Below are 13,812 nucleotides of genomic sequence, written 5' to 3' on the forward strand. Positions count from 1 at the left end.
CCGGTCCTGCCAGATGGCAGGACTTTTTTGCCTAAACTTCCGGCATGCCCCTCGACTTGCTGTAGGCACCGCAGAGATGCGCTCCGCATGATACGAAGATGGTCCCGAAAGATTGCAGCCGCTATACCTTATCCCTGCCCCATTGGAACCGACGCGCCAAAAAAAGCAAAGAGGCTGCCCCTAGTCATGTTCATGACTTGCGGGCAGCCTCTTCTTTTGCCGTCTGAAGCTTGCGCGATTCCGCTCTGCACGACCAATCGGCCATTCAGCCGGTTTCTTCGCCGTACCACAGCTGGCGGAAGCTGTCGCTGGATTTCAGCAGCTCCTCGGCCGTGCCTTCCGCCTCGACCTTGCCGCCGTTCATCACAATGATGTGGTCGGCATGGGACAAGGCCGCCTTGCGATGGGAGACGACGAGGCAGGCCGCATCCCCTTTCTCGACGAACAGACGCTCCCAGAGCCGGCGTTCCGTCTCCACGTCGAGCGCGCTCGACAAGTCGTCGAACACGTACAGCTGCGCGTCGCGCACCAGCATGCGGGCGGCAGCCGTGCGCTGCGCCTGGCCGCCGGAGAGCTTGACGCCGCGCGGACCGACCATCGTGCTGAGGCCATGCTCCAGATTGCCCATGTCCTCTTCCATCACGGCTGCGTACAGGGCGCGCTCCACGCCGCCCGGCCGATCCTCGGCCCCAAGCAGGATATTGTGCCGCAGCTGGTCGCTGTACAGGCGCGGAATCTGGGCCGTATACGCGCTCTGCGGAGGGACGAAGAAATCGGCCGGCTGCTCGATCCGTTCGCCGTTCCAGCGGATGTCGCCGGTCTCTGCCGGGAGGAGGCCCAGCAGCGTGCGCACGAGCGTCGTTTTGCCGCTGCCGATCATGCCCGTGACGACGGTGAAGGAGCCCCGGCGGATCTGCAGGTTGATGCCTTCGATGCCGCGCCCCGTCTCCGGATACCGGTACGTCAGGCCGGATGCTTCCAGAATCTCCAGCGGAGGCGCCTGGAAGTACGGCAGCTCGTCGTCCAGGTTCCGGCTTCTCCGCGCGGAAGCCTGCCGGCCCGCCGCTCCGGCCTCCTGTCCGCCTGCGCCCGGCGCCGCTTGCGCAGCCGGATGGGAAGCCGGGGATGCCGCCCTGTCCGGCCTTCCCCCGACGCGCTTGCCGAGTCCGATATATCGGGCCGCTGTCAGAACAGAAGCCGGCGCTCCCTGCAGCATCGTCTTGATGCGCTCGAAGCTGACCGCCATCTGCTTGTAGTAGGTCATGAAGTTGCCGACGTTCGACGTCAGCTGCGTCACGAACGTGAGGTAGTAGACGAACAGCGACAGATCGCCGACGGTGAAGCCTCCGTCCCGCATTTTATAGCCGGCGAGCACGAGAATGAGGCCCGTCCCCAGATTGACGGAGTTGGTGAACACGGACGACAGCGTTTCGGTCAGCAGCTTGTCCTTGACCATATTCTGGCGGCGGTTCTCGCTCAGGGCGGCGAACCGGTCCACGATGCGCTTCTCTGCGCCGGCCACCTGGATGGCCTGCACGTTGGAGAACATCTCGCTGATCGCGCCCGTCACCTTGGCCGTCGATTCCCGGCTGGCGGCACGGAACTTGTGGATGCGCGCCGTCGCGACCTGGGCTGCCGTGACGACGAGGATGAGCGGCACGAACACGAATACGGTCAGCTGGGCGTCGATCGAGACGAGAATCCAGCTGGCGACGACAACGAAGCCGACGAGCCCGAGCGTGTCGACCGACCAGCTCATCGCCTCTTCCGTATGGTCCACGTCGTCGCGGAAGTTGCTGATCGCCTCGCCCGGCGAAGTTGGAATCGCCCGCGCGCCCGGCTGTCTCAGCACATGGGAGAGCATATTGCGCCGGATCAGCATCGCCATCCGGAAGCGGAAGTTGACGTCGGTCAGGAAGCCGCCGAAGATCAGGGCGATCCGGGCCAGCGCCGCGGCGACGAGCAGAGCTGCTATCGCCCAGACGCCGTAAGGGAACTCGTACGTTCCTTCCAGATGGTCGAAATAAGCTTTGGTCAGCAGGCCCGGCACGAGAGGAGCCATATGGATGAGCGACCATGCCACCAGGTTGAGCACATACAAGCCGGGCCGGTAGCCGATAAGCCGCCAGAAGAAATGTCTTGTCTTCATGCGAGCACCTCCTCCATCCCTACAGCGAGCATGCGGCTGAACCGGGACTTCGGATCGGCCGCGAGCTCCTCGCGGCGTCCGCTCTCCAGCATCCGCCCGTTCTCCAGGATCAGGATCCGGTCGGCTCGCTGGATCGTCGCCAGCCGGTGGGCGATGATGATGCAGGTCTTCTCCTCCAGCAGCCGGTCGACCGCGGCTTCGATGCGCGCTTCCGTCAACGGATCCAGGCGCGAGCTGGCTTCGTCGAGAATGACAAGGCCGGGATTCGTCAGGAAGACGCGGGCGAACGCCAGCAACTGCGCCTCTCCTGCCGACAGGCTGCCGCCGCCGGAGGCGAGCATCGTATCCAAGCCGTCGGGCAGCGCCTCATACCAGGCGCCGAGGCCCAGATCATGCAGCACCTCGGCGATTCTCTCGTCCCGGATGCCGTCATCGAACAGCGTCAGATTATCGCGGACGCTTCCTTCCAGAATCTCGATGTTCTGCGTCACCATCGCGACCTTGCGGCGCAGCTCATGGAGCTTGCACTGGCGGATGTCCGTCCCTGCCAGCTCGATGGCGCCGGACTGCGGATCGTAGAAGCGCAGCAGCAGGCGCGCGATCGTCGTCTTTCCGCTGCCGGTCCGTCCCAGCAGACCGAGCGTCTGCCCCGGCTCGAGCCTAAGCTGCAGATGGTCGAGCGTGGCGCGGCCGCCTTCCTCGTAGGCGAATTCCAAATCACGGAATTCCACCGCGAGCGGTCCCTCCGGCAGCGGAGCTCCCGGCCCGTCTTGGATCAGCGGCTTCGTCGCCAGCAGGTCGCGCACGCGCATGAGGCTGGCATCCGCTTTTTGCAGATCCTCAAGCTGGGTGCGGATCTTCTCGATCGGCTTCGCCAGCTGCTCCGTGTAATAGAACACCAGATAGATGGAGCCGATCGTCAGGCCGCTCTGGCCGTTCTTCCACAGAATCGCGCAGACGATGAAGGCCGCCGCGTTGCCCAGCGCGAACACCAGGATCGTCGTGCTCCACATCATGCAGAATCCGAGGAAGGCCCGCAAGCGGATGGGCAGCATGCGGCGCGTCATCTCGTAGAAGCGGTTCATGACGTACCCCGCCGCTCCGTTGGCACGGGTGTCCTCAGTGCCCTCCAGATGCTCCCCGATGAAGCCGTAGAACTCGGCGTTGATCTGCCTCCAGTTCTTCCACACGGGGACGTTGAACTTGCGGATCCACTGGATGACGTACACAGCCCCGATGACGAACGCCGTCATGACGAGCCCGATCCAGAAGTTCTCGCGGAACAGCAGCGCCAGGATGCCGAGCATCAGGACGACGTTGCCGGCCAGGTGGATGATGAAGCTGGAGAAGAAATTCGCCAGCGCGTTGACGTCGCCGTCCACCCGCTCGATAAGGGAGCCCGACGTCTGCGTCTTGTGGAAGCTCATGTCCAGCGACAGGCAATGCTCGGCGAGCTCCGCGCGCAGCTTGTTCGTCGTCGTCCAGCCGAGATTCTCGCTGAAGTAGGCCGCCGCTACCGAAACCCCCTGCTGAAGCAAAGAAAAAGCGATGAACAGCCCCGCCGCATAGTACAGCGCCGTGATGCTCCCTTGGCCCTGGGCGCTGTCGATGAAATACCTGATGATCTGCGGATTGACCAGCTGCAGCCCGATCGAGACGAGCAGCAGAGCCGTCAGGCTCCACAGCAGCCGGCGCTGCGGAAAAACGTAGCGGGCCAGCATCTCGCGGTAGACTCCCCAGCCCTTGGCAGGCTTGACGGCGCCCGCCGTTTGTTCCCCTGACATACGAACACTTCCTTCCATTCCGTTACTGTACTTCAGCCCCCTCTCGATCGTCAATGGCGAATTCGGCCTAAACCAAACTAGTCGGTTGAATCCAATTTCGAGCCTATTCGCTATTGTATGAAATTGGGAATCCACTTACACTTATCCTATACAGCAGGCCTGCCCCAGCGGCCGCTCAAGGAGTGAACGATTTGAATTCGCAGATGCTCGGCACCTATGGCTTCATCCTGCTCGTCCTGCTTCTCGTATACTGGCGCCGTTCCGTGCGCTCCTCCCAGGCCCGTCCGATCCGTGCCGGCGGATGGCTCATGATGCTGCCGATCCTCTTCGTGCTGCTCGGCTTTTTCGCCAGCTTGTCGTCCTTGTCCGCAACCGGCCAAGCCGTGCAATACCCTCCCCTGTGGGAGGAGCTGTGCGCCGTGCTGATCGGAATCGCGCTTGGCGCGGTGATGCTGTACCATACCGGGTACGAGCTGAATGCGGACGGCCGCGTGTATACGAAGCCGAACGCATATTTCAAGTATGTAATTCTCGTCGTCATCGTGCTCAGGCTCGCCTTGTCCCAGTATCTGAGGGAATTGCAGCCAGGCCAATTCATCTTCCTCACGATGTCGATCGCCGTCTGCTACATCGCCGTGTGGAGGATAGGAAGCTTCTTCAAATACAGGAAAGCGATGAGCCCTCTAAGGGACGGTTCCATCGAGAGATAGAAAGGAGATCATACCTATGGAGCGTTACCTGCTCAAAACGGCCTTGTACACGTTTCTGCTCGGCCTGGCCTTGGGGCTGCTCCTCGTGCCCGACTCCTTCACGCAGATCTCCGGCCGAGTAAAGTCCGTGGTCGAGCTTCCATTGCGGGATTACATCCTGAACCTTCTCCGCTTTGCCGTCCGGATCGCGCTGGCCGGTCTCGCGCTTGGAGCCATATGGAAGTGGTCCGGCCGCGAGCGGCAGGAAGGGCCGTCCTTCGCCCGCAGCTATGTCAAGGGATTCGCCTTGACTGCTGCCGCTATGGCGATCCTCTTCGCCTTGGCAACCGTATTTTCAATCTTATAAGAAGGGGAATGGCCAGGAAGCGGTGAGCTTCACCATCTTCAATGCCGAAGGGCTGGAGCTTCCCGCCGGGCTGTTCGATGGACCTCCGGAGAGAAAGACGATCAAGCTGAAGCAAGGACAAGACCTCGAAGCCGGGCTCGTCCGCCGGGCAGCCTCGGCATTGTAGCTCCTTGCAAGCGGCCCAAGCCGGCCTCTGCCCCAGCGGGAGATGCCGGCTTTCGTATGAGCAGAAAGCGCGAGGAGCGGTTCCTACCGATACCGGCGCTAGCGGACTCCCCTTCACAACGGAAGGGGAGTCCGCTAGCCTTGGCCTATAGAGCCGCCCTTTATAGTCAGCATGCGGAAAGGAAGAAAAGGGTCCAATCGTTATGAAAAGCAACGTTGCTTTTCATGGGTGCCCTATCTCAGATTCGTTCGTCTCAGTTCAAACCGCCGTAGCTGCGATAGGTTGCATAGACCTCGTCAGCGTATTGTTCGGCATGAATGACACGGCCGTAGGAATCCGTCGCTCCCGGATACCAGTTGGGTCCCCCGTTGTACAACGCCAACCCTTTCCAGATGTATCCTCCCCTATTGATCATATCATTTAGAATCATGGCTCCCATATACACTTGGTCCTGCTGATCGCCGTGGTTGTAGGCATGCCCGAATGTTGAGAGGAACTGGCTGGAATAGCCGTTTCTTGTGTTCGGTTCCACCTGCATCAGTCCATCCGCACCGGATGGACCGGATGTATAGGTGCCATAGTTCGTTTCTTTTTTGATCACGGCACAAAGGAGCAAAGCGAAATCGCCGTTTTTGCCAAACCGATTGTCCGCATTCACCGCATAGTTCCAAATATAGCCGGGGGCTTCGGCTGGTTTGGATACGCCCGTGCCCGTAGAGCCGGTGCTGACAAGGTTATATGCTTCCCATGAGCCGCCTACGGCAGCTCTGTTCGCCACCAGAACCGCGCCGTTGTTCAAATCGGTCGATACATACTGATTGTTGGCCAAGGCTCTTAGCGCGATGGTTCCGTCCGCCAAGACGACCTTCGTAAATTTCTCCCATTGCTGGATGCTGGCGCTTCTGGCAATCAGCTTCGCTCCTTGATTAAGATCGGCCGCCACGTAGCTGTTGTTGGCCATGGACAGGAGAGAGATGGTGCCATCCGAATTATTGATCACCTGGAATTGTTCCCATGCGCTGGCCGAAGTCCGATTGGCCACTAAAGGATTGCTGCCATAATTGTCGGCACTGACATAACTGTTGTTGGCTCGTGCTTGGAGGCTGTATAAAGTCGCTGCGGATGCTTTGGCTGGCGGAAATGCGATCATCATAACTCCGACCAGAAGCGCTAACGTAAAGGCCATCTTTTTTTGGAGGGAAGAAGGAAGACTCATCAGGAACACAACCTTTCTTCGAAATAAAATCGATTACATTTTGCGAAGCCAAAACTGGATGATCATTCTATCGTTGGCTATTCCTCCTTTCTGAACTAGCAGCGACCCATGGGAAGGCGGTTCATCAAACTATAATATGTATTTCTATTTTATTCAGAACTACTATGGCTGCCGGCTTGCAGCGCTCGACGATGTTGATGATGAGGATGCCAAGCATTCTTTTCATTCGAGACACTCCCCTTTCGTTGGACAGGTTGTTGGAACGATCGTTCAAAAAAGAGCGCGCAAACGCCGCTCAAAATACGGCATTCACGGCCATCCGGCATACATCCTCCAGCATGCTCCGTCCCGCTTCCGTGCGTGCGGTGACATGGATTCCCTGCTTGAGGGCGAGCAGGAAGGCTTGCAGCCTCGCGAGGCTGCAAGCCTTCCTTGGTCCATCCGCGCCTTGACGCGTCCTCCAGAAAACGCAGCAGCACGTCTTCGGTATAGAGCTGATAATCCTCCACCCGCTGCGCGATCGAGGGGAGACGGACCGACGAGCCGAGCGTCGTGTTCGTCATGAAGCAGCCTCTGCCCCGGGAAAAGTTCACCAGGGAAGACTCGACGACCGCATCGAAGAACAGCCGCAGCTGCTCCCGCGGATCTTCATCGCGGCGTTCCAGAATCTTGTAGATGCCTTGCTCCTGCATCGCGCGGAAACGATCCATGCAGGCGGTGAAGAGCGTCTCCTTGTCTCCGAACGTGTCGTAGAGGCTTCCGCGGTTGATGCCCATGGCGGAGCACAGCCCCTGCACGGATGCGGCTTCGTAGCCTTGATCCCAAAATGCTTCCAGCGCCTGGTCCAGCGCCTTCGCAGGGTCGAACTCCTTCGGTCTGGCCATCCTGCACCTCCATTTTGTTCTTATCGGCTTCAAATTTAATCCAGTATATTCGTTTCAGAACGATCGGTCAATAACTGGACGTCCATGCCATTTACCGCAGTGCCGCAGATATGATATTGTAAGTCCACGAAGAAAGGGGAAGAGACAAATGTTCCATACAGTAACTTACGACGGAACTCGCGAAGAGCAGTACGGGACGGTCATCCGCCAGCTCGAAGCGCTGATCGAGGACGAGCCGAACGCCATCGCCAACCTGGCCAACGCCTCGGCGCTGCTCGCGCAGTTCCTCACGGATATCAACTGGGCCGGATTCTACCTGCTCGACGAGCAGGGACTCGTGCTCGGCCCTTTCCAAGGGCTTCCGGCCTGCGTCCGCATCCCGGTCGGGCGCGGCGTCTGCGGCACGGCGGCGGAGCGCAAGGAAACGATGCTCGTCCCTGACGTGCATGCCTTTCCGGGCCATATCGCCTGCGACGCCGCCTCGCAGTCGGAGATCGTCGTGCCCCTGCTCGCCGCAGACGGCCGCCTGATCGGCGTGCTCGACATCGACAGCCCGAGCCTGAACCGCTTCGACGAGACCGACCGCGTGCAGCTGGAGCGCTTCGCATCCGTGCTCTCGGCACGGCTCGGCTAGTCGGCGCCCGGCTTTTTCTGCCGGCATCGCAAGGAGATCGGAGCATGGCTTTTGGAGACGGTTAGAATGAAATCCGCGCAAAAGAGAGCCGGGGACCCCTGTCCCCGGCTCTCTCCCGTTCTCATTCCTTTAAATAACGTTCCCGAAGAATATTAAGATGATGCTTCTCGTGCCCGGCAATGACGCAGGCCAGCAGCAGCACCGAATGCTTCAAGCCGTTGGCCATGCCTTCGCGCTGCCAATCTTCGGGCCGCAGACCGCTCAGCAGCGTCAATGTCGCCTGCCGTACGGCGGAATAGTCGGCCGAAGTCTGAGCCCTCGTCCAGCTAGTGAACGGCCCCTCGGCGACCAGGAGATTCTCGTCGTAGCCCGGCAGCTCCGTGGCATCGCCGCGTGCGAAACGCAGCAGCCGGTAGGCTAGAATCCGTTCGTTGTCGGCCACATGGCCGATGACTTGGCGGATGCTCCATTTGCCCGGCGCATAGCGGAATTCCAGCTGTTCCTCCGCAAGCGAATCCAGCAAGCCCAGCATGTCGGCTTGCTGCTCTTTCAGAATGGCGAGCAAGTCTCCATCGGGAACGGCCCCGACATAAGGCTTCTCATAATCGGGCACTTCTTGGTCCTGCGGTCTCTCCTGCATGGCTGTCCACCCCTCCTTGTCTTGGAAGGAATGAATTCGACATCCAAAGTTGCTTTCCCTTCCGAATTCATCCGCTTCCGCAGCGAATCCAGCCCTTCTAAAACGCAGCAGCCCGGCCGCATTCAAGCGGGCCGGGCTGCTGCGTTTGCCGCCGAGCGGCTTTATTCGTCCTTGAACCGGAACGTCCGCGCCAGATAGAGAACCGGCGTCGAAGCGATGGAGATGACGAACTTCATCACGTACGTGGTCAGGAAGATCTGGATCCAGATATTCCATGTGTAGCCGCTGACTCCCGCAAACGCGATCGTGCAGAAGACGAGCGAGTCCACGAACTGGCTCAAGATCGTGCTTCCGTTGATGCGGATCCAAAACTGGTTGCGTCCGCCGAAGCGCCGTTTCAGCACCGAGAAGACGCGTACGTCCAGGAACTGGCTGATGAAGTAAGCGCTCAGGCTGGCCAGTGCAAGACGCGGCATCAGGCCGAAGATGGTCGACAGCGATTCATGGGCGAAATCGGTCTCCGCCGGATGAAACTTGAGCACCATCTGCATGAGGATCGTTGTGGCGATGAGAATGAAGAAGCCGAACCATACCGCCTGACGGGCCTCCTTGCCGCCGTAGCGCTCGTTGATCAAGTCCGTCGTCATGTAGAGCGACGCGTAGATCGTGTTGCCGAGCGTCATGACGATGCCGAACATGGAGATCGTCTCCGTCACCTGGATATTCGCCACAACCGTCGCGAAGCCGATCCAGGCATAGAGGCCTTTTTTGCCGAAGAAACGATAGCACGCCAGGAACAGCGCGAAGTTGACCAGGACGAAGAACACGCCCCAGGTGAAATTGAACATGAAAATAATACCCCCTAGTTTTGGTGGCGCGGGATGGTTACGAACCGCGTGCGGCAAATGGATGCGGCCTGAAGCTTGGAGCTCCCGGCGCGTCCTCCTCCGAAAAACCTGTATCAGCATAGCATAAAGCGGCTTCCGTGTCTTGACTTGGAATCCATTGCCGCCTCAGAGGGTCCAACGGTCGTGAACGACCGCTCTCAGCCTGGCTTCACTCCGTCTGCCGCAAGAAGTGAAGAAAGCCCGTTTGATTCCTGCCCCGCGGAGATATGCAAAAGACGAGAACGGTGCCGAGCAGTTCGATCGCCAACGCTTGAAGAGTGACAATCAGCAGCGCATCGCTTTCGCCCCGATTCTCCCGATTGGATTCTTAATCCATTTTTGCGCAAAAAAAGACCCACTCGCGGGCCTTCTCCTTTCCATGCGCCGGGGACAATTCTGCTCATGCCATCCGCTTGACGGCCATCAGCGCATCGACCGGCTCGTGATCCCTGCCGTAGGCGTTCACAAATGCCGGGTTGGACGTATCATGGAACCCTTTCATGACCGTCACCTCTTATCCGAGAGCCGCAAGCTCCTCGGGCTCCCATCCGCTGCGGTGCATTTGATACTGTTCGCCGTAGAGCGGTGAAGCTCCGTTAATGCCGCCTTGAAAATTCCATATAATGGATTAAAGTCTTGTAATGGGGATCTGAACCCGATATAGTGATTTTAGCAAAAATTCCAGGCACTTCCGTTCCAGCGATGATCAGCCTGCCAAAGGAGACGATTGAAATGTCCGCCCAACCTCCCAGGCCGCCTTCCTATACGATTCCCTCTACCAAGCTGGATGCTCTGGACCGCCGGATCATCGAGCTTCTCCGCATTAACTCGCGGATGTCCTATACGGACATCAGCAAGGAAGTAGGCATCTCCAGGGTCGGCGTCCAAGCACGGGTCAATGCCTTGATCGAAAACGGCACCCTGGAGAGGTTCACTGTCTTGGTCAATCCCGAGAAGATCGGCATGAACGTATCTGCCTTTTTTCATGTCGAAGTCGAGCCTCATCGTCTCAGCGAAGTGGCGCGGCGGCTGTCGGACGAGCCTGCCGTAACCGCGCTTCACCATATGACCGGGCCGAGCAAGCTGCATATGCACGCCGTATTCGCCACGATGCAGGAGATGGAAGCTTTTCTCCAGGAGCGCTTGTACAATCTGCCAGGCATCGCTGGCGTCGAGAGCCAGCTCCTGATCAAGAAATACAAATACTAGACGGGTCATGCCCCGCCAAGCCGACTTGCCGGATCCCCGGTCCAAGCCGGCTTTCTTCTGCTCATCGTTCTTTCAACCGTTCCAGATTTTGTTCCGCCAACCGCTTTGCCGCTTTGGAAGGAGGTATGCCGTATTTTTCCGCCAGATGGAAAACCTCCTTTGCCGTTTCAGCGACGGCCTTTACGCTTTCCTGAAGCTCCGCTCGCCCCAGCCCCTGCAGTTCTCCAGCGGTGATGATGATTCCGCCGGCATTCAGGATGTAATCCGGGACATAGAGAATTCCCCTCTCCTCGATCAATTCCCCGTGACGGTCCATGGACAGCTGATTGTTGGCTGCGCCGGCGACAATCGAACAACGCAGCTGGGGAATGGTCACATCGTTCAGAATGCCGCCCAGCGCGCAAGGCGCAAACAAATCGCATTTCGTCTTGTACACGTTCTCCGGCTTCACCCGCTTCGCCCCGTAATATCTCACCGCCTCCAATGCAGCGGTATCATTGGGGTCGGAGACGATCAGCCTGGCCCCATCCTCATATAAATACCGGCACAGCCTGAAGCCTACTTTACCCAGTCCCTGAACGAGCACCTTGAGATCATAGAGAGACGGCAGGCCAAGACGATGGCCGACGGCAGCCTTCATTCCCTGATAAACGCCGTATGCCGTCATCTCGGCCGTAAAATCATCCTGCGCCATGATGCTTCCCGATGTATCCGTTACATAGGAAGTCTGAGTTTGAATCGCGTCCATGTCCTGGATGCAGGTGCCCAGGTCAAGTCCGGTTATATAACGGCCGCCCAAGCCTTCGATGAACCGTCCCAGGGACTGGAACAGCCGCCGCCTCCCGTACTCTTCGCCCGGCAGCTCTCCTGTTCCGGTTCTCCCTGCTCTCAGCTGCGTCCATGACGCTTCCGGGACGGACTTCTCCAACCGCGCGGCGGGATCCCGCCAGACGACAGCCTTCCCTCCCCCGTAAGGGAGCTTGTAGGCGGCGTTTTTATACGTCATGCCCCGTGCGAGACGCATCGCATCCTGCAGGGCGTCTTCCTCATCACCGTATGTCATGTACCGGCATCCGCCAAGGGAAGGTCCTGCCGCCGTGCTATGAATGGCGACAATGGCTCTCAGACCGCTCTCCGCATCGTGGCAGAAGGCGATCTGCTCGAAGCCGCAGCCGATTATTTCCCGGAAAATAGTCATGCGCTGTTCCTCCTCGCCCCTGAAAGGACTACATTTCTATGCGAGGATCATTTCCGATATGCCCAGTCGAGGCTTGTACCGCATGGGCAGCACCCTTAAATCAGCATATGCACAATTGCACCTCCCGCCCAAACATCACGGGTGCACACGCCGTATGATGTGGCATACCACAAGAAAGGGGATTTGACACATGTCTTACGGAGTTGGCGGAGCAGTTGGCGGCGTAGGCGCAGGCTGCGGCTATGGCGGCGGCTGGGGTTACTCGAGCACGGGCGCCATTCTGGTTCTCTTCATCCTGCTGGTTATCATCAGCCGCGCATTCCTGTATTAGTCTAGGCCTGGGCAGGTTTCACGCATAATTGAACTGGAACCAGAGACCAAAAGCCTCCTGAAGGCTGCCTTCAGGAGGCTTTTTCTTCTCGATCTGATTCGGCTTGAAGCCGGATTCGACCGCGAACGTAACCAAGCGCACATTTGTCCTTCCCGTCCAATCGGCATGCAGCCGCAGCTCATACAATGTATCATTCTACTGCAAAGGAGTTTTGACATGTCTGAATATGTAGAAGGCGCGGAAGTAAAAGTTGAAGCCGCTCGCTATGGCGTAAACAACACCGGAATCATTCTGGTTCTCTTCATTCTGCTGGTCATCATCAGCAGCATTTTCTGCTACTAAGCAATTCCTGGGCAGACGTCGGATCGCTCGCGAGCCGGCGTCTGCCCATGGTCTCATGAATGCCGCCGAAGGTTTCATTGGCGTGCATGCCCATTTCTCGTCGAATGACCTTCTTGCCCAAACATCCCGGTCCGCTCCCACGTATGATGTGTTATCTAAAGCGAAAGGGGATTTGACAAATGTCTTACGGCGTTGGCGAAGCAGGAGCAGGCTGCGGAGGAGTCGGATACGGTGGTGTGTGGACGAACACAGGAGCCATCCTTGTTCTCTTCATTCTGCTGGTTATCATCAGCCGGGCTTTCCTCTATTAGCATAGCATGAGGAAGGTGCAGCTGGGCTCGCGCATAATTGTACCTCCCGCTCAAACATCACGATGGCAACAATCATAAAATAGCTTTTTAAACCAAAGGGGGATTTGCACATGTCTTACGGAGTTGGCGGAGCAGTTGGCGGCGTAGGCGCAGGCTGCGGCTATGGCGGCGGCTGGGGTTACTCGAGTATGGGCGCCATTCTGGTTCTCTTCATCCTGCTGGTCATCATCAGCCGCGCATTCCTTTGCTAGTCGCCCCTTATCCCCCATAGCAATCAATGTTCTGCGGAACAAAACCAACCCTTTCCGCCATGCGGGAAGGGTTGGAAATTGCACCATTTAAACTTTTAAATTAATCTGAAATTAATCGATTCAATCCCTGGCCATAAAGCATGGCTTCGAATCGCCGATACATAGATGGAATCATCGATCCGAAAAATGAAAGCCGCCTTCTGAATGCAAGTATAAATTCGATATGGATAATACAGGCTGAAAATCGGGGCATTTCAACAAAAAGCGCATAAAAAAACGAAAAACGGCAGGAATGAACGGCAAAACGACCGTAATTGGGCTTTATTGGCTCGATATGATTTCAAAAAGAGGGAGAGAACCGGATAAATACGAACATTAATTACTGAAGAGAGATTTTCCGATCGGTTTCAGCTCCCCATATCCCTCTCCCAGAGACTTTTCCCTCTTGGTCGCCCCTCCCTCCCGAATGATTGCATCCCACGTCCGGATTGGATCGTCCATGGACAGCAGCGATTGATCACCATGAGAATGCATTGGTCCCACGGATGCACCCGCCAGATCGACCAGACGACCAAACTCCACCAATCTTCCAGCGGCCAGACGACAAACGATCAGCGGACATATCCATCGCTCTATCCTTGCATCCAGAGCCAAGTCCAAAGCACCCATATTCCATGTTTTAAAGTTTAATGTGTATAAATCAATTCTATTTAAAAATCCTATCCTCAAAGGCCGAATGCCTTTTATCGTCATT

The 13,812-nt window shown here is 57.8% G+C and carries 18 protein-coding genes; 9 read left to right on the forward strand and 9 right to left on the reverse strand.

Features of this window, described 5'->3' with window-relative positions; genetic code table 11:
- Nucleotides 1-265 precede the first annotated feature (265 nt).
- Both ACLBWT_RS10875 and ACLBWT_RS10880 read right to left on the reverse strand, forming a co-directional pair.
- Entirely contained in the window at nucleotides 266-2,149 is a 1,884-nt protein-coding gene (locus tag ACLBWT_RS10875) for an ABC transporter ATP-binding protein (RefSeq protein ID WP_447663146.1), read from the reverse strand.
- Entirely contained in the window at nucleotides 2,146-3,933 is a 1,788-nt protein-coding gene (locus ACLBWT_RS10880; protein ID WP_447663147.1) for an ABC transporter ATP-binding protein, read from the reverse strand. The genes ACLBWT_RS10875 and ACLBWT_RS10880 overlap by 4 nt, the downstream gene beginning before the upstream one ends.
- A gap of 191 nt (nucleotides 3,934-4,124) precedes the next feature.
- Between ACLBWT_RS10880 and ACLBWT_RS10885 the strand changes: the two genes are divergently transcribed.
- From ACLBWT_RS10885 to ACLBWT_RS10895, 3 genes are read left to right on the forward strand one after another with little or no spacing between them, the layout of a single operon-like run.
- Nucleotides 4,125-4,643, forward strand: a complete 519-nt coding sequence (locus ACLBWT_RS10885; RefSeq protein ID WP_447663148.1) for a CcdC protein domain-containing protein — start codon at nucleotides 4,125-4,127, stop codon at nucleotides 4,641-4,643.
- Nucleotides 4,644-4,659: 16 nt separating this feature from the next.
- On the forward strand, nucleotides 4,660-4,989 hold the full coding sequence (locus ACLBWT_RS10890; RefSeq protein ID WP_447663149.1) for a hypothetical protein: 330 nt from the start codon (nucleotides 4,660-4,662) through the stop codon (nucleotides 4,987-4,989).
- Between the two features lie 22 nt (nucleotides 4,990-5,011).
- Nucleotides 5,012-5,155, forward strand: coding sequence for a hypothetical protein (locus ACLBWT_RS10895; protein ID WP_447663150.1), 144 nt, complete (start codon nucleotides 5,012-5,014; stop codon nucleotides 5,153-5,155).
- Nucleotides 5,156-5,408: 253 nt separating this feature from the next.
- Here the strand turns inward: ACLBWT_RS10895 and ACLBWT_RS10900 are convergent, their stop codons facing one another.
- Together ACLBWT_RS10900 and ACLBWT_RS10905 are read right to left on the reverse strand one after the other, a co-directional pair.
- Nucleotides 5,409-6,371, reverse strand: coding sequence for a transglycosylase SLT domain-containing protein (locus ACLBWT_RS10900; protein WP_447663151.1), 963 nt, complete (start codon nucleotides 6,369-6,371; stop codon nucleotides 5,409-5,411).
- A gap of 149 nt (nucleotides 6,372-6,520) precedes the next feature.
- Entirely contained in the window at nucleotides 6,521-7,255 is a 735-nt protein-coding gene (locus ACLBWT_RS10905) for a TetR/AcrR family transcriptional regulator (protein WP_447663152.1), read from the reverse strand.
- Nucleotides 7,256-7,403: 148 nt separating this feature from the next.
- On the opposite strand from ACLBWT_RS10905, the gene ACLBWT_RS10910 reads away from it, so the two are divergent.
- On the forward strand, nucleotides 7,404-7,889 hold the full coding sequence (locus tag ACLBWT_RS10910; protein WP_447663153.1) for a GAF domain-containing protein: 486 nt from the start codon (nucleotides 7,404-7,406) through the stop codon (nucleotides 7,887-7,889).
- Between the two features lie 121 nt (nucleotides 7,890-8,010).
- Here the strand turns inward: ACLBWT_RS10910 and ACLBWT_RS10915 are convergent, their stop codons facing one another.
- On the reverse strand, nucleotides 8,011-8,529 hold the full coding sequence (locus tag ACLBWT_RS10915; RefSeq protein WP_447663154.1) for a DinB family protein: 519 nt from the start codon (nucleotides 8,527-8,529) through the stop codon (nucleotides 8,011-8,013).
- Between the two features lie 161 nt (nucleotides 8,530-8,690).
- Nucleotides 8,691-9,377, reverse strand: a complete 687-nt coding sequence (locus tag ACLBWT_RS10920) for a queuosine precursor transporter (protein WP_447663155.1) — start codon at nucleotides 9,375-9,377, stop codon at nucleotides 8,691-8,693.
- A gap of 771 nt (nucleotides 9,378-10,148) precedes the next feature.
- Here ACLBWT_RS10920 and ACLBWT_RS10925 point away from each other — a divergent pair.
- Nucleotides 10,149-10,625 carry an Lrp/AsnC family transcriptional regulator gene (locus ACLBWT_RS10925; RefSeq protein ID WP_447663156.1) on the forward strand — a complete coding sequence of 159 codons (477 nt, stop codon included), beginning with the start codon at nucleotides 10,149-10,151 and terminating at the stop codon, nucleotides 10,623-10,625.
- Between the two features lie 61 nt (nucleotides 10,626-10,686).
- Here the strand turns inward: ACLBWT_RS10925 and ACLBWT_RS10930 are convergent, their stop codons facing one another.
- On the reverse strand, nucleotides 10,687-11,823 hold the full coding sequence (locus tag ACLBWT_RS10930; protein WP_447663157.1) for a Leu/Phe/Val dehydrogenase: 1,137 nt from the start codon (nucleotides 11,821-11,823) through the stop codon (nucleotides 10,687-10,689).
- Between the two features lie 190 nt (nucleotides 11,824-12,013).
- On the opposite strand from ACLBWT_RS10930, the gene ACLBWT_RS10935 reads away from it, so the two are divergent.
- On the forward strand, nucleotides 12,014-12,154 hold the full coding sequence (locus ACLBWT_RS10935) for a hypothetical protein (RefSeq protein WP_021881002.1): 141 nt from the start codon (nucleotides 12,014-12,016) through the stop codon (nucleotides 12,152-12,154).
- Nucleotides 12,155-12,172: 18 nt separating this feature from the next.
- On the opposite strand, the gene ACLBWT_RS10940 is transcribed toward ACLBWT_RS10935, so the two are convergent.
- Complete coding sequence (locus tag ACLBWT_RS10940) at nucleotides 12,173-12,295, reverse strand: hypothetical protein (protein ID WP_447663158.1); 123 nt, start codon at nucleotides 12,293-12,295, stop codon at nucleotides 12,173-12,175.
- 75 nt (nucleotides 12,296-12,370) lie between these two features.
- On the opposite strand from ACLBWT_RS10940, the gene ACLBWT_RS10945 reads away from it, so the two are divergent.
- From ACLBWT_RS10945 to ACLBWT_RS10955, 3 genes are all read left to right on the forward strand, one after another.
- The gene (locus ACLBWT_RS10945) at nucleotides 12,371-12,496 is read left to right on the forward strand and encodes a hypothetical protein (RefSeq protein ID WP_447663159.1); all 126 of its coding nucleotides are present in this window, start codon (nucleotides 12,371-12,373) and stop codon (nucleotides 12,494-12,496) included.
- Between the two features lie 179 nt (nucleotides 12,497-12,675).
- Entirely contained in the window at nucleotides 12,676-12,807 is a 132-nt protein-coding gene (locus ACLBWT_RS10950) for a hypothetical protein (RefSeq protein WP_447663160.1), read from the forward strand.
- Nucleotides 12,808-12,917: 110 nt separating this feature from the next.
- Nucleotides 12,918-13,058 (forward strand): YjcZ family sporulation protein, encoded by a 141-nt coding sequence (locus tag ACLBWT_RS10955; RefSeq protein ID WP_447663161.1) that lies wholly within the window; start codon nucleotides 12,918-12,920, stop codon nucleotides 13,056-13,058.
- A 375-nt stretch (nucleotides 13,059-13,433) separates the two neighbouring features.
- Here the strand turns inward: ACLBWT_RS10955 and ACLBWT_RS10960 are convergent, their stop codons facing one another.
- Nucleotides 13,434-13,811 carry a hypothetical protein gene (locus tag ACLBWT_RS10960; protein WP_447663162.1) on the reverse strand — a complete coding sequence of 126 codons (378 nt, stop codon included), beginning with the start codon at nucleotides 13,809-13,811 and terminating at the stop codon, nucleotides 13,434-13,436.
- Nucleotide 13,812: the final 1 nt, after the last annotated feature.

Source organism: Paenibacillus sp. D51F, assembly GCF_053345695.1.